The organism is uncultured Eubacterium sp., from assembly GCF_937958975.1.
Lineage (GTDB): Bacteria > Bacillota > Clostridia > Lachnospirales > Lachnospiraceae > Eubacterium_G.
Genome location: NZ_CALGRE010000036.1, coordinates 26,868 through 43,501 on the forward strand (window position 1 = coordinate 26,868; position 16,634 = coordinate 43,501).

A 16,634-nucleotide genomic window follows, 5' to 3' on the forward strand; every position below is an offset into this window, starting at 1 on the left:
ATGCTATTCTCCAAGTTTATCTGACTTTACACTGTAACCATTTAAAAAATCTGAAACATCCATTCTTTTCTTTCCCTCAAGCTGAATTTCTTTCAGACATAAGTAATTGTCTCCGGTAGCTACTTTTATTCCATCTTTCGATACCGAAATAATCTGCCCAGGTATCTCACTCACTTTTCCATTTTCCACTTCTGCCTTCCAGATTTTAAGCGTCTTACCGTCCATAATAGTATAAGCACTTGGCCACGGATTTAATCCTCTTATCAATCTTTCTATTTCGATTGCCGGCTTTTTAAAATCTATTTTTCCCAATTCTTTAGTAATTTTCCCGGCATATGTGGATAATGTCTCGTCCTGCGGCATTCTCACTGCGGTTCCCTCTTCTATTTTTTTTAGCGTCTCTAAGATTAATCTTCCGCCTTTCACAGCCAATTTGTCAAAGAGACTTCCGCCCGTTTCTTCTTTTTCCAGTTCTACAACCGCTTTGTCTATCATATCTCCGGTATCAAGCCCTTCGGCCATATACATTGTAGTAACTCCTGAGCGCTTTTCACCATCAATCACAGCCCACTGTATTGGCGCTGCTCCACGATATTTAGGAAGTAATGAGGCATGTACATTAATACATCCATATCTCGGCAACTCTAGGATATCTTTGGAGAGTATCTGTCCAAATGCGATAACAACAATAACATCTGGGTTTATTTCTCTCAAAACACTGACAAATTCTGCTTCCTTTACTTTCTGTGGCTGATAAACCGGTATCCCTAATTCTAATGCTTTTTCTTTGACAGGTGTAAACTGCATTTTATGCCCTCTGCCCTTTGGACGGTCCTGCTGTGTAATTACAGCCACAACTTCATGTTCTTTCGCTATGCACTCTAATGCCGGAACCGAAAAATCCGGAGTTCCCATAAATACCACTCTCATACAATTCACCACCTAAAATTATTAATATTTCGTAAGAATTTATTCCTGTTCCTCTTCTCCGAATAATTCCTCATTATTATAAAGCTTTCCATCAACTTTATCTACATATACAACACCATCCAGATGGTCATTTTCATGGAGAATACATCTGGCAAGCAACCCTTCTGCCTCTAATTCAAATTCTTCCATTTTTTCGTTCAATGCCCGCACTTTAACCCAGTTAGCTCTCGTCACCATTCCGGATTTTCCCGGAACACTTAAACAGCCCTCATAATCAGCCTGTACACCGTCTCTATCTATTATTTCAGGATTGATAAAAACATAGGGAGCAGAATTTCCTTCCTCATCTCCACAATCAATCACAAAAATTCTTTTTAAAATTCCAACCTGGGGAGCGGCCAGGCCAACTCCATTTGCATCATACATTGTATCAAACATATCCCCAATAAGTATTTTTGTTCTTAGATTTACATCCTTTACCGGCTTACATATTTTCCTTAAACACGGCTCACCTAACTCTCTTATGTTTCTTAATGCCATAATCTCTCTCCTTTATTTTTCCTAATTTGTAAATATATATTATTATCTTTTACATCTTTTTATACTTTAAAATCAAATTGTACACTGACATTTTTGAAATATTGTGAACAATTTATTACATCTTCCAAATAATTTTTTAAATCCACCAGATGATGACGATTATTACTTTTTAGATATATTATTTTTCTATATACATCATTCACCTTTGCCACAGGTGGCTCCGTGGGTCCGATTACGAAAAGTTCATTATATATTGTGCTTTTTTGTTTTTTAATTTCTTCTATTAAATACTGTGTTGCCGGATTTAATTCTTTTTGATTTTTGCCCTGCAAAAAGATAGATGTCATATTAGAAACAGGGGGATATGCCATTAGTTTCCGATAGGCAATTTCCTCTCCATAAAACTCTTTATAATCCTGACGAGCCGCTGCCTCTATACTGTAATTGTCCGGCACATATGTCTGAATCACAACATTCCCCGGATTTTTTCCTCTTCCTGCTCTCCCCGCTGCCTGACATAAGAGCTGAAACGTCCGCTCCGCCGCTGTGTAATCAGAAGCATATAATGACATATCTGCCGCCAGCACCCCAACAAGAGTGACCTCCGGGAAATCATGTCCCTTTACAATCATCTGTGTGCCAACAAGTATGTCTGCCTTATGATTCGCAAATGCTGCCAGAATTTCATTATGGCTTCCTTTAGCCGAAGTCGTATCTGCATCCATCCGAAGAACTCTCGCCGTAGGAAACATCTTTTTTACTGTCATCTCAATCTGTTGAGTTCCAATACCAAAACCACTGATATTTTTCGAACCGCAACCCGGACATAAATGTGGAAGACTCTCCATATGCCCACAATAGTGACACACCAACATCTTATTTTTATGCAATTTTAATGTCACATCACAGTGAGGACATTTGATGGCATCCCCACAGTCTCTGCAGGAAACAAAACCTGCATATCCTCTTCGATTGATAAACAGCATAATCTGCTGCCTTTTTTCCAGACGCTCTCTTATTAAATTCTGTAATTCAATGCTGAAAATTGATTTATTATCTTTTTTTAATTCTTCTCTCAAATCAACAATAGAAACGTGAGGCAAATTCCCCTTTTCTCTCATTGTCAACTCGTGTAATTTATAAACTCCATTTTTTGCTCTATAATAGGACTCTAAAGATGGTGTTGCCGAGCCCAGCACAATAGCTGCCCCCGTATCAGCCCCACGCTTCTGTGCCACTTCTATTGCATGATATTTTGGAACCGATTCACTTTTATATGCGCTCTCATGCTCTTCATCTATTATAATAAGCCCTAAGTTTTTAAACGGTGTAAATAAAGCTGTTCTAGGTCCTATCATAATACTGATTTCACCATTTTTTGCCCGCTCAAACTGATCGTACTTTTCCCCTGCTGAAAGCCTGGAATTTACAATGGAAACTTTTTCCTTAAAACGTCTTGTAAACCTCATAACCGTCTGATATGTCAACGCAATTTCCGGAATCAGCACAATCACCGACTTCCCATGATTTATTGTATATTCAATCAAATCCAGATAAACTTCGGTCTTTCCACTCCCTGTGATACCGTGAATCAAATGAATATTAGGAATTTTTTGTGGAATGAAATCCATTGTTTTTTTTATATCCTCAGAAACTTTTTTCTGCTGTTCATTTAACACAATATCGTATTCAGGCTGTTTTTCTAACGTAATTGGATTTCTATAACGGATATCTGTTTGAATCACAATATCCCCCTGTTGCTCCATAGCTTTTAATGTACTATCAGAAATATTCAACTTCTCTACCACTATCTTTTTAGGAATACTTTTATTTACCGTCAACTCATCCAGTAATCTTATTCGGGCTGTCGCATGTTTTTTACAATACTGTTCTTTTTTTAAATCTAATACTTTTGGTGTCAGATTTAGAACAACTGTCTTACTTTCCTTATTTTTCACTTTCTTTTTTACCGGTATTACTGTTTTGAGTGCCTGATTCATGGTAGAACCATAATTTTCTTTCATCCACCATGCCAGATTTATCAGCATACTCTCCACTTCAACAGCACCTGCAGCAACCGAAGAAATTTGTTTCATTTTACTAATATCAAAGGATGGCTTATTTGTAGTTTCAATGACGTATCCCTTTATTTGCCGGTTTCCTTTTCCAAACGGTACCATAACTGCTGTTCCAACAGAAATCTCACTCTCTAACTCCGGCGGAATAATATAACCAAAAGGACGGTCCAGTTTTTCATGGGAAATATCAACTATAATATTTGCAAATTTCATTTCTGTCTTCCTTTCGTTTATATTTTCTCTTAAAGCACATGAATGGGTCTATCTAAAGACAGACCCATTGCGATTCGCGTCTCAAACTATTTATTTAACTCTACGCTTCTAAGACAATTTACCAAAAGCATAGTTACTGTCATAGGTCCTACTCCACCCGGAACAGGTGTGATAGCGCTTGCCTTCGGCTCTACAGATGCAAAATCGACATCTCCGCAAAGCTTTCCATTTTCGTCTCTATCCATTCCTACATCAATGACAACAGCACCCTCTTTTACATAATCGGCCGTCACAAATTTTGCTTTGCCGATTGCTGCCACAAGAATATCTGCCTTTTTTGTCACTTCTTTTAAATCTTTTGTTCTCGAATGCGTTATCGTTACAGTAGCATTTTCTCTTAACATAAGCATTGACATTGGTTTTCCTACAATATTACTTCTGCCTATGACAACACACTCTTTTCCCTCTATGCCAATATCACTTCTTTTAATCATCTCAATAATTCCCGCAGGTGTACATGGTAGAAATGTATCCTCACCAATCACCATCTTACCTACATTTACCGGATGAAATCCATCGACATCTTTATTACTGTCTATGGCAAGCAGAATTTTACTCTCATCTATATGTTTTGGAAGTGGAAGCTGTACTAAAATGCCATTCACTGCACTATCCGCATTTAATTCTTCTACTACTTTTAGCAGTTCTTGTTCGGTAGTCTCTTCCGGAAGTGCCAGTGTTCTCGATGTAATCCCTACATATTCACATGCCTTCTCCTTATTTCTTACATATACAGCAGATGCCGGGTCATTTCCCACCTTAACCACTGCCAGGGTAATTTCGATTCCCTGCGCTTTGTATGCCGCAACTTTTTCCTTTAATTCGTTTTTAATTTCCGTAGAAATAGCCTTACCATCAATAATCTTTGCCATTTGTCATTCCTCTCAAAATTTATTATCTTAAAACAGTCCCTGAATTTGTCCATCATCTGTCAAATCAATTCCAAATGCTGCCGGTTTCTTTGACAGTCCGGGCATCGTCATAATACTTCCTGTGATAGCGACAACAAAACCTGCACCCGCTGAAATATATACTTCTCGAATATTAATTGTAAATCCGGATGGACGACCTAACTTATCCTTATCATCTGACAGAGAATACTGTGTCTTTGCCATACATACCGGATAATCTCCATATCCTAAATTTTCAATATTGGCAATCGCCTTTTCTGCTTCCGGAGAGTATGTGACACCGTCTGCTCCATATATTTTCTTTGCAACTGTTTCAATCTTTTCTTTAATCGGCATATCATCCGGATATAATGGTGCATAATTAGATGGCTTTGTATTAATTGTCTCAATTACTTTTTCTGCAAGTGCCACGCCACCTTTTCCGCCTTTTGCCCAAACTTCTGCAAGTGCAAATTCACATCCACGCTCCTCGCAGAAATTCTTGATATATTCATATTCAGCCTCTGTATCAGTAATAAACTGGTTTAGCGTAACTACAACAGGCACACCAAACTGCTGCAAATTTTCAATATGTTTTTCAAGGTTCACAATACCTTTTGCCAATGCTTCCACATTTTCTTCTGACAACTGTTCTTTCGAAACTCCACCATTGTATTTTAACGCTCTGACGGTAGCAACTAAAACAACACAGTCCGGCTTTAATCCGGCTTTTCTACATTTAATATCAAGGAATTTTTCTGCTCCTAAATCAGCGCCGAACCCTGCCTCTGTGATAACATAATCAGCCATCTTAAGAGCCGTTTTTGTAGCCTTAACGGAATTACATCCATGCGCAATATTTGCAAACGGTCCGCCATGTACGAGTGCGGGAGTATGTTCTAATGTCTGAATCAGGTTTGGTTTCATCGCATCTTTTAAAAGAACCGCCATAGAACCTACAGCCTTGACATCTTTCGCAGTAACCGGCTTTCCGTCATAAGTATATGCCACGATAATTCGTCCGAGTCTTTCTTTTAAATCCGCATAATCCGTAGCAAGACATAAAATTGCCATAATCTCAGATGCAACTGTAATGACAAAATGGTCTTCTCTCACAACACCGTCTACCTTGCGGCCAAGACCTACTACGATATTTCTTAAAACTCTGTCGTTGATATCTACACATCGTTTCCATACAACCTGATTTGGGTCGATATTCAATTCATTTCCCTGTTGTATTGCATTATCCAGCATTGCAGCCAAAAGATTATTTGCCGATGTGATTGCATGAAAATCACCTGTAAAATGAAGGTTTAAATCTTCCATAGGCACAACCTGAGCGTATCCGCCTCCTGCCGCACCGCCTTTGATACCAAAACATGGACCGAGAGATGGCTCTCTCAAAGCTATTATAGCTTTCTTACCTAATTGTCCGAAGGCCTCGCCAAGTCCGACTGTGACTGTTGTCTTCCCCTCTCCTGCCGGCGTCGGGTTAATTGCTGTCACAAGAATTAATTTGCCATCTTCATTTTCTTTGATAGTGTTATAATATTCGTTTGAGATTTTAGCCTTATATTTACCATATAGCTCAATATCATCTTCCTTTAGCCCAATTTTTTCTGCAACCTCTTTAATCGGAAGCATAACTGCCTCCTGTGCAATTTCAATATCACTCTTCATTTGCCTCTCCTCTCATTTTAAGAAATTTTTTAGCTTTCTTTATCATTTTATGATTCAACGAGTTGTTCAAACTCTTCTATTGACATAATAACTTTTCTCGGTTTGTTTTGTTCTTCCTGTCCGACAACACCGGCTTCGTACAATTGTTCCATAATTCTTGCCGCCCTGTTAAAACCGACTCGAAACTGTCTTTGAATCATGCTTGTAGAACCCTTTTGCTTTTCAATGCACAATCTTCCCGCTTCCACAAATAAAGGGTCTTTGTCGCTGTCCCCAGTTGACATTGCCTCCTGGTCTGTTGTGAGTTTTGCATCTATCGTTTCATCATATTCTGCTTCGCCACTGTGATTCTTAATATATTCTACCGTATCAAATATTTCCTTATCCGAAACATAAGCACTCTGAACACGAACCGGTTTCACATATCCCGCCGGATAGAATAGCATATCACCATTTCCCAAAAGTTTTTCTGCTCCATTCATATCTATAATTGTACGGGAATCTGTTCCTGACGCAACTGTCAATGCTACTCTGGATGGTATATTTGCCTTAATCAACCCTGTAATAACATCTACGGAAGGTCTCTGGGTGGCAATAACCATATGAATCCCTGCGGCTCTTGCCAACTGTGCCAATCGGCAAATAGCCTCCTCAACTTCCTTTGCCGCCACCATCATAAGATCTGCCAACTCATCAATTACAATCAAAATCTGCGGCATTTTTTCTAATGGCTCACTCTCCGAAAAGTCACCGCTTTCCACCTTTGCATTATATCCGCCGATATCTCTTGCACCTATATTTGCAAACTTTTTATATCTTGTAGTCATTTCTGCCACTGCCCAGTTTAAAATTCCCGCAGCCTTTTTAGGGTCTGTGACTACATCATATAACAGATGTGGTATCTTATTATATACCTGAAATTCTACAACTTTTGGGTCAATTACAATCAGCCTTACTTCATCAGGCGTTGTCCTATACAATATACTCATTAGAATAGAGTTTGTAAATACCGACTTACCTGAACCTGTCGTACCCGCTATCAACATATGAGGCATTTTTGCAATATCTGCCACAACTACTCTGCCTGCGATATCTTTTCCTGCCGGAAATGCCAGCTTTGACTTATGTTCTTTTAATTCTTTAGACATCAGCAATTCTTTCAGATAAACCGTGTCTCTACCCTCGTTCGGTATTTCTATACCAACTGCCGCCTTGCCCGGAATTGGAGCTTCGATTCTTATATCTGCTGCTGCCATATTTAACTTAATATCATCAGCAAGTCCGGTGATGCGACTCACTTTTGTTCCCATTTCAGGTTGTAACTCATATCTTGTAACAGAAGGACCTTTGCTGACATTCGTGACTTCTACTTTTACACCAAAATTTGCAAGCACCTGCTTTAATTTATTTGCTGTCTGCATCAGTGATGCCTTTGTCACCCCGCTTTGACTTCCCGGATTATTCATCAGCAAACTATAAGACGGTTTTTTATACTTCATTTTCTTTTTTGCCGGTGCAATAATTTTTCCTTCAGATGGTGCCTTCTCCTGTTGTTTTGACATTCCTTCAGCCGAGTTTGTCGAAGCAGTATCAGCTGAATTGTCAGACATACCAAAAGGTTTTCTTTTCATTGTCTTCTTTGCTTCTTCGCTGACAATCACCCTTTCTTTTGGCGTAAATTCACCATCAACGGCATGCTCGTCTGCCAATGGTTTTTCCGGTTTATCTAAACCATCAATTTTAACCTGCTTATTTCCATTATTTTCTTCATATGTATAGACAATCTCCCTATCAAGCGGCATCTCATCCAAATCGCTGGTATCATCTATACCATCAATATGTATCTCATGCACTTCCTGATTATTATCTCTTTTTCCTACAGAATTACTTTGTTTCGAGCCAACGGCTATATCACCAAAATCAACACCTATTTTTTTCTGCTTTTCCTGTTTCTTTTCAGCTTTTCTTTTTTCCCGCTCAATCGCATTTATTTCTCTTCTGACTTTTGTATCTTCTTTCGCAGTCTTATATGCGCTATGCCCTCTTTTTTTGATTGCTGATATAATTGATTTTTCTGTCAATACTACAACACAAATTATCAATATTACTATAGTAATTATATAAGTACCTGTTAATCCAAGCAACGAGTGTAACATACCGCCAATTGCTCCGCCTACAATCCCGCCGCCAAACTTTCCTTCAACACCATATTCATAGTATTTTAATATCTTTATATCTGCATCACCATATCCGAGCAAATGGAAAAACAAACACAAGTCAATAAATACTACAAGCAATGCTGCAATTTTTGATACAACCGTTGTATTCATCGTATTATATGTAATCAATCCTACTGTCAAAGCCAGAACAATCGGAAAAATAAATCCAAGCCATCCGAAACTTCCCAACATTACTGATTTTAAAGCATTACCGACAATACCACATATTCCAAAATTGCTTAAAAACAAAAATAAAGCCACAGCAATAGATATCCACAAATAAACCTCTGTTACTATCTTCTTATGACGTACCGCTTTCTCAGCATTTCTCTTTCTTGTCTCAGCGCCTCTTTTGGCACTGCTATTCTTTTTTTTGCCATTACTTTTTTTCTTTGTATCGGCCAATTTATTACTCCCACTGATTCATTTTATGTATCGACAGACATATAGATTAGAAAAACAATTTAACCACATTTCTGTCTGTCTTTCTCTGAAATACATAATCTATGATATTTTACTATTTTTTGTCATACTATTCAAGTTATTTGCTCTTTTTATTGTCCTCATCTATCAGTTCATATAATTTTTTCATTGCCTCTTTTAGACCCCCTATTTCATCAATAATGCCTTCCTTCACTGCCTGCTTACCAATTAAGATACTCCCTACATCCTTTGTCATCACTTCTGTCTCCATCATCAGTTCCGTGAACCTGCTTTCTTTAATATCACAATGATGAACAACAAACCAATTAATACGTTCCTGAATTTTTTTAAAATATTCATATGTCTGAGGAACACCTATAAACATTCCGTTCATCCTTACCGGATGGACAACCATTGTTCCGGTTTCCACAATAAAAGAATGGTTGGTAGATACCGCTAAAGGTACTCCAATCGAATGACTTCCACCTAATACCAGAGATACTGTTGGCTTACTAAGACTCGCTATCATTTCTGCAATCGCAAGACCACACTCCACGTCCCCACCTACAGTATTAATAATCACCAAAAGTCCTTCCGTCTCACAGTCATCTTCTACCTGCGCCAATTGTGGTAAAACATGCTCGTACTTTGTAGCCTTTGTACCTGATGCCACATTCTCGTGTCCCTCGATTTCTCCAATAATGCTTAATAAGTGTATTTTTTTATGCTTCTTATTATTATCTAAATCTGTCTGACCATATTCTTTTATTTCATCCATATAAAAAGTCCCCCATATCGTTCTTTTATTATCTTGCTAAATAATATTGTTCCAATATCAGGGGATTTTATTCTTTTAATAATTTTTTATATCATCATATTTTAAATTTCCGCCAAACAAATCCAATGCACTTCCTATAGTATAATTCAATTTTCCTTCTGAAATCTTATGAAACCGTTCGATTTGCTGTTTTGTAGAAATCCCACCGGCATATGTAATTGGAATTTCACTCCATGATGCAAGAATCTTCACAAGCTCTTCTTCCATACCTCCCGATTTTCCTTCCACATCAACACCATGTACCAAAAATTCATCACAATATTTTGACAACAGTGCCAAGGTCTTTTCATTCACCTTTTCTTCGGTAAATTTCTGCCATCTGTCAGTGACAATATAGTATTCATCACCTTTCTTTCTGCAGCTCAAGTCTAATACAATATGTTCTTTTCCCACTGCTTTTACCAGCTGTTCCAACCTTTTATAATCAATTTTTCCATTCCTAAAGACAAAGGACGTCACAATGACATGCGATGCTCCGGCATCAATATATTCTTTTGCATTCTCCGCATTCACTCCTCCGCCAATCTGCATGCCGTACGGATATGCCTTCAATGCCAAAACAGCCTGTTGTCTTGTTGTCTCGTAATATTCTGAATCCTTATTATTTAAAATAATGATATGCCCACCCTTTAGATTATCTTTTTTATACAACCGGGCAAAATATTCCGCTCCCTTTTGAGAGACAAAATTTTCATCTGCACTATCGTCTTCGTCTCTCAAGCTGCTTCCTACTAACTGTTTTACCTTTCCATTATGTATATCTATGCATGGTCTGAATTTCGATTTTCTGTTCATGAAAACTTCTCCCTGTCTAACACTCTAATACTATAAAGAAAGCGTACCTATACAAAACAGGTACGCTTATACTTATGCATTTAATGCCTGTTCTAAATCAGCAATTATATCCTCCGCATCTTCTATTCCAACAGAAAACCGAATTAAGTCGGGCTGTACTCCCGCTGCAAGTAACTGCTCATCTGTCATCTGTCTGTGAGTATGACTTGCCGGATGTAATACACTGGAACGCGCATCCGCAACATGTGTTACGATAGCCACAAATTTAAGGTTATCCATAAATTTAATAGATGCTTCACGTCCTCCCTTGATTCCAAAAGTCATTACACCACAAGTTCCATTCGGCATATACTTTTTAGCTCTCTCATAATACTTATCACCTTCAAGCCCCGGGTAGTTTACCCATGCAACCTTATCATTATTCTTTAACCATTCTGCAACTTTTAAAGCATTTTCACAATGTCTTGGCATTCTTAAATGTAACGTCTCAAGCCCCACATTTAAAAGAAATGAGTTTGTCGGCGATGGAATTGAGCCTAAATCTCTCATAACCTGTGCCGTAGCCTTTGTGATATAACCACTCTCTCCAAACTTCTCTGCATATACAATTCCATGATAAGATTCATCAGGCTGTGTCATTCCCGGAAATTTATCTGCGTGGGACAGCCAATCAAATCTTCCGCTGTCTACAATAGCTCCTCCTACAGCCATTGCATGACCATCCATATATTTTGTAGTAGAATGTGTTACAATATCTGCCCCAAACTCAAATGGTCTGCAATTAATTGGTGTCGGAAATGTATTATCAACAATCAATGGTACTCCATGTGAATGTGCAGCATCGGCAAACTTTTCAAAATCAAACACAACCAATGATGGATTTGAAACAGATTCACCAAATACACATTTCGTATTTGGCCTAAATTCTTTTTCTAAATCTTCCGCTGAAATATCAGGATCAACAAATGTTACGTCAATTCCCATTTTTTTCATTGTCACACCAAATAAATTAAAAGTTCCGCCATATACATGAGAAGAGCATATAAAATGGTCTCCCGCTTCACATATATTAAATACAGCGTAAAAATTCGCCGCCTGACCGGACGACGTGAGCATTGCTGCCACACCGCCTTCTAATTCGCATATTTTGGCTGCCACTGCATCATTGGTTGGATTTTGTAATCTCGTATAAAAATATCCACTATCCTCCAAATCAAACAGCCTTCCCATCTGTTCTGACGTATCATATTTAAATGTTGTACTCTGATAAATTGGAAGCACTCTGGATTCACCTTTCGACGGTTTCCAACCTCCCTGAACACAAATTGTTCCTTTATTATTTTTCATTATAAAATCCTCCTCACGTTTTCTTTTATTTTGTCTTATTCCTGTTTATAATCTTTCAAACAAATATGCGCTGTAATACAGCAAACAGCAAACAAAATAACTATTACAGCCACAGAAATCAGGAAAAATGTCATTTCCATAATAGGAATCACACATACATCCACAAAAAATAATACGAACAAAACTGTTGCAATCTTGTTACATGCCAAACCTATTTTTATTTTTTTTTCATCTATTTGTCCCTTCATATAACTCCTCTTCATTCCTGAAACAACGGTGTTGAAAAATACCTTTCTGCTGTATCCGGCAATACCGTTACAACCGTCTTTCCTTTTCCAAGCTTTTGGGCAAGTTTTAAAGCTGCGGCTACATTCGTTCCACTGGATATGCCACACATAAGTCCCTCTTTTCTAGCCAAATCCTTTGCCGTATTGATTGCCTCATCATCTGTCACTATGTATATATTATCATAAATTTTCTGGTCTAATATATCCGGTATAATACCATCCCCGATTCCCATCTGAAGATGTGTTCCTATATTCCCCCCGGCTAAAATGGCTGCATTTTCTGGCTCAACTGCCCAGATTTCTATTTCAGGATTTTGTGCTTTTAGAACACTTCCAATTCCCGTAATTGTTCCTCCTGTACCAATACCCGAACAAAACCCATCAATTTGACCTTCTACCTGTTCCATAATTTCTAATCCCGTATGGTGTTTATGCGCCTTTACGTTATTTGGATTCTCAAATTGTTGTGGAACAAAAATATTTGGGTTATCTTTTGCCATCTTTAATGCTGTCTGTAAACACTCGTCAATACATTTTCCAATATCTCCATCATCATGAACTAATATTACTTCCGCTCCATAATGTTTTACAAGCTTTCTTCTCTCTTCACTGACCGAATCCGGCATAATAATAATAGTTTTATATCCTCTTACAGCACCCACTAAAGATAGACCAATTCCCTGGTTTCCACTCGTCGGCTCTACTATAATTGTATCCTTGCCGATTTTTCCTTCTGCCTCAGCCACTTTAATCATTTCAAAAGCTGTTCTTGTTTTGATAGAACCACCAACATTAAGTCCCTCAAATTTTACCAACACCTGAGCGGAGTTTTCATCTACCATATGGTTTAGTCTAACCATCGGAGTATGACCAATAAATTCTAATACATTGTTATAAATCATTTTGTTTCCTTTTATTTAAAGTTCTAATACATTATATCATCTCTTTGCCCTGTTTATTATATCTATTACCATTATTTTAAGCAAGTATTATGTTTTAAAATTCTTTTAACAGCTTTTGATAATAATCAGTTAATTTTAACCAATTCTTTCGTATTTTTTTATGAATAGACATTCTAATAGATGCTCCATCTAAATATGTAAACTTGACTTTAAAGGACTTTTGTCCAAGCATCTTTTTATATTTTTTCAATTTCGTCATGTTCATCTTTGTATCTGAAGATACTATTGCTCTCGATTTACATTTTGCCTCATAAACCCCCGATGTATACACTTTATCACTTGTCGATATTGTCTCGAGATTATAATTAAGTTTTCTATTAGAGGTACTCAACCGCAGCACATCCGGATACAAATATATATCATATATACTAAGTTCTGTTACATTTCCAAACAAGATTAATTTAAGATGTGTCCTTCCCTTCTTTTTCGTTAATTCCAGATATGAACGATATTCTGCAACAAATCCATACCCTTCGGTATCAACTTTAGTGTCATTACTGCCAACTAAATTTCTAGCATAAAGTCTACATTTTTTTCCAGCATCAACACTTTTAAATTGGAATCCTTTATGCTTCTTTGCATATTTCTTCATTTTTTTCGCAATTGTTTTATAATTTGCATTTTTCTTTACCGTAACCGTCACAGAATCCTTATGACTCCCACACGCTGCAGTAATTACAGCTTTACCAGCCTTATGTGCAGTTACCTTTCCTTTCTGATTCACAGTTGCAACCGAAGGATTTGATGACGTCCATGTCAGATTCAGCAGACTCATATAATCATAATCAATTGCCTTTTTATCTCCAACATATAATTTGAAGTTTTTATCATAAATTTCTACATAATCGTCTTCATCTTCTAAATCGTCATCTTCCCAGTCATCATCTTCCCAATCATTCTCCCAATATGAATCATCCCAATCATATGCACAAACAGAAATTGAAGTAATGCCTGTGCTCATCAGCGCCGCTACTACCATTGCCGCTATTATTGTATACAATCTTTTCATAATTTCCTATCTCCTCTATGGAATGTATTTTACAATTAATTCTAACATACTATCTATATCCGTCAATAGCTTGTCCTATAAACAGCAAAAAGGACTATCGCTTTTTACAATAGTCCTCTCTTATTTTTTATTTGTAACTAAAACAATTTACTGCGCATCTTTAATAGAAAAACTAATTCTGCCCATTTTATCTTTTCCAAGACATTTACATTTTACCTTATCTCCAAGTGTTAGGAAGTCTTCTACATGCTCAACTCTTTCTTTTGCAATCTTAGAAATATGAACCATTCCTTCCTTGCCTGGAGCAAATTCGATAAATGCACCAAATTCTTTGATACTTACAACGATTCCTTCAAGAATCATTCCTTCTTCAAAATCTGTAACGATTGTTTTAATATATTTGATAGCTTTTGCAATCATATCTTTATCTACGCCACAAACAGAAACCATACCATCATCTGTGATATCAATTTTAACTCCTGTTTCCTCAATAATGGCATTGATTACTTTTCCACTCTTTCCTACAACATCACCAATTTTATCCGGATCAATCTGAATCATTTCAATCTTCGGAGCGTATTCATTAACTGTCTTCCTTGGCTCAGCAATTGCAGGCTTCATACAGGTATCCATAATAAAAAGTCTTGCTTCTCTTGTTCTTGCAATAGCTCCCTCTACAATCTCTCTTGTGAGACCGTGAATCTTAATATCCATCTGTATAGCTGTAATACCTTCTGTTGTACCTGTCACTTTAAAGTCCATGTCTCCAAAGAAGTCTTCTAACCCCTGAATATCTGTCAACAATACATAATCATCATCCGTATCACCTGTAACAAGACCACACGAAATACCGGCTACCATAGCTTTAATCGGTACACCAGCTGCCATTAAAGACATACATGATGAACATGTGGAAGCCATGGATGTGGAACCGTTAGATTCAAATGTTTCTGATACAGTTCTAATTGCATATGGAAAATCAGCTTCACTTGGAAGTACCGGCATCAATGCCTTTTCTGCCAATGCGCCATGACCAATTTCTCTTCTTCCCGGTCCTCTTGATGGTTTTGTCTCTCCAACTGAGTATGATGGGAAATTGTAATGATGCATATATCTCTTTGTTGTTTCATTCTCGTCAAGCCCATCAATTCTCTGCGCTTCTGATAATGGTGCTAATGTACAAACATTACAAATCTGTGTCTGTCCCCTCGTAAACATAGCAGAACCATGTACTCGTGGTACTATATCTGTTTCAGCTGCCAGAGGTCTAATCTGGTCAATCGCTCTACCGTCAGGACGCTTGTGGTCTTTTAAAATCATCTTACGAACAGTCTTTTTCTGATATTGATAAATTGCCTCTCCCAAAACTGCAAGCCATTCCTCATTTTCAGCAAAAGCTTCCTCTAACTTCTCTGTTATCTGTCTGATATTTTCTTCTCTTGTCTGTTTATCATCTGTAAAAACTGCTACTTCCATATCTGCCGGCGGAACAATTTCTTTAATAGCTTCAAAAAGTTCTTCCGGAATTGCACAACTCTCATAAGTATGCTTTTCTTTTCCAACTTCTGCTACAATCTGCTCAATAAATTCTATAATCGTCTGGTTGACATCATGTGCCATGTAAATAGCTTCAATCATCTTAGCTTCCGGAATAATATTTGCACCAGCTTCAATCATAATAACTTTTTCTTTTGTCGAAGCGACAGTCAGCTGTAAATCTCCCTCTTTCCACTGTTTTTGACTTGGATTTACAATAAGCTCTCCGTCAATCAATCCAATCTGTGTCATAGCACACGGACCATCAAATGGAATATCTGAAATACATGTAGAAATTGCTGCACCGAGCATTGCAACGATTTCAGGTCTGCATTCAGGGTCTACTGACATTACTAAATTGTTTAATGTAACGTCATTTCTATAATCTTTAGGAAATAACGGTCTCATTGGGCGGTCAATTACACGCGCAGTGAGGACTGAATTCTCTGATGCCTTTCCCTCTCTCTTATTAAAACCACCCGGTATTTTACCTACCGCGTACATTTTTTCTTCAAACTCAACTGAGAGCGGGAAGAAATCTATTCCTTCTCTCGGTTTATCCGAAGCTGTAGCTGTAGATAATATTGTTGTGTCTCCATAGTGCATGAATGCTGCACCATTTGCCTGCTTTGCAACTCTTCCCACATCAACTGTCAAAGTTCTGCCTGCAAGCTCCATACTAAAACTCTTGTACATAATCTCCTCTCGTTACTCTATAAGTAACTTCTCCTTATTATTTATTCTTTCGCAGAAGAATCCGAAACTACTGGAAAAACCAGTAACTATAACCTTTTTGCTACTGCCCTTTACAGTGGTCTCGGTATGGT

The 16,634-nt window shown here is 37.6% G+C and carries 13 protein-coding genes; all 13 read right to left on the reverse strand.

Annotation, left to right across the window (positions count from 1 at the left end):
• Positions 1 to 3 precede the first annotated feature (3 nt).
• The 13 genes from fmt to Q5O86_RS05675 all read right to left on the reverse strand — a co-directional run bounded on the left by fmt (position 4) and on the right by Q5O86_RS05675 (position 16,503).
• Positions 4 to 930: a methionyl-tRNA formyltransferase gene (gene fmt, locus Q5O86_RS05615; RefSeq protein WP_302626162.1), complete on the reverse strand. Its 927-nt coding sequence runs from the start codon at positions 928 to 930 to the stop codon at positions 4 to 6.
• A 39-nt stretch (positions 931 to 969) separates the two neighbouring features.
• Complete coding sequence (gene def, locus Q5O86_RS05620) at positions 970 to 1,470, reverse strand: peptide deformylase (protein WP_302626163.1); 501 nt, start codon at positions 1,468 to 1,470, stop codon at positions 970 to 972.
• Positions 1,471 to 1,529: 59 nt separating this feature from the next.
• On the reverse strand, positions 1,530 to 3,761 hold the full coding sequence (priA, locus tag Q5O86_RS05625; RefSeq protein ID WP_302626164.1) for a primosomal protein N': 2,232 nt from the start codon (positions 3,759 to 3,761) through the stop codon (positions 1,530 to 1,532).
• An 86-nt stretch (positions 3,762 to 3,847) separates the two neighbouring features.
• Positions 3,848 to 4,693 (reverse strand): bifunctional methylenetetrahydrofolate dehydrogenase/methenyltetrahydrofolate cyclohydrolase FolD, encoded by an 846-nt coding sequence (gene folD / locus Q5O86_RS05630; RefSeq protein WP_302626165.1) that lies wholly within the window; start codon positions 4,691 to 4,693, stop codon positions 3,848 to 3,850.
• 27 nt (positions 4,694 to 4,720) lie between these two features.
• Positions 4,721 to 6,391, reverse strand: coding sequence for a formate--tetrahydrofolate ligase (locus Q5O86_RS05635; protein ID WP_302626166.1), 1,671 nt, complete (start codon positions 6,389 to 6,391; stop codon positions 4,721 to 4,723).
• A 47-nt stretch (positions 6,392 to 6,438) separates the two neighbouring features.
• Positions 6,439 to 9,015 (reverse strand): DNA translocase FtsK, encoded by a 2,577-nt coding sequence (locus Q5O86_RS05640; protein ID WP_302626167.1) that lies wholly within the window; start codon positions 9,013 to 9,015, stop codon positions 6,439 to 6,441.
• Positions 9,016 to 9,151: 136 nt separating this feature from the next.
• The gene (locus Q5O86_RS05645; RefSeq protein WP_302626168.1) at positions 9,152 to 9,811 is read right to left on the reverse strand and encodes a ClpP family protease; all 660 of its coding nucleotides are present in this window, start codon (positions 9,809 to 9,811) and stop codon (positions 9,152 to 9,154) included.
• Between the two features lie 75 nt (positions 9,812 to 9,886).
• Positions 9,887 to 10,666 carry a phosphoribosylformimino-5-aminoimidazole carboxamide ribotide isomerase gene (gene hisA / locus Q5O86_RS05650; protein ID WP_302626169.1) on the reverse strand — a complete coding sequence of 260 codons (780 nt, stop codon included), beginning with the start codon at positions 10,664 to 10,666 and terminating at the stop codon, positions 9,887 to 9,889.
• A 72-nt stretch (positions 10,667 to 10,738) separates the two neighbouring features.
• Complete coding sequence (locus Q5O86_RS05655) at positions 10,739 to 12,013, reverse strand: O-acetylhomoserine aminocarboxypropyltransferase/cysteine synthase family protein (RefSeq protein WP_302626170.1); 1,275 nt, start codon at positions 12,011 to 12,013, stop codon at positions 10,739 to 10,741.
• A gap of 35 nt (positions 12,014 to 12,048) precedes the next feature.
• Positions 12,049 to 12,261 carry a hypothetical protein gene (locus Q5O86_RS05660; RefSeq protein ID WP_302626171.1) on the reverse strand — a complete coding sequence of 71 codons (213 nt, stop codon included), beginning with the start codon at positions 12,259 to 12,261 and terminating at the stop codon, positions 12,049 to 12,051.
• Positions 12,262 to 12,272: 11 nt separating this feature from the next.
• Positions 12,273 to 13,202, reverse strand: coding sequence for a cysteine synthase A (gene cysK, locus Q5O86_RS05665; protein WP_302626172.1), 930 nt, complete (start codon positions 13,200 to 13,202; stop codon positions 12,273 to 12,275).
• 94 nt (positions 13,203 to 13,296) lie between these two features.
• A complete protein-coding gene (locus tag Q5O86_RS05670) occupies positions 13,297 to 14,271 on the reverse strand; it encodes an Ig-like domain-containing protein (protein WP_302626173.1) in 975 nt (324 codons plus the stop codon).
• 147 nt (positions 14,272 to 14,418) lie between these two features.
• A complete protein-coding gene (locus tag Q5O86_RS05675) occupies positions 14,419 to 16,503 on the reverse strand; it encodes a polyribonucleotide nucleotidyltransferase (RefSeq protein ID WP_302626174.1) in 2,085 nt (694 codons plus the stop codon).
• Between the last annotated feature and the right edge of the window lie 131 nt (positions 16,504 to 16,634).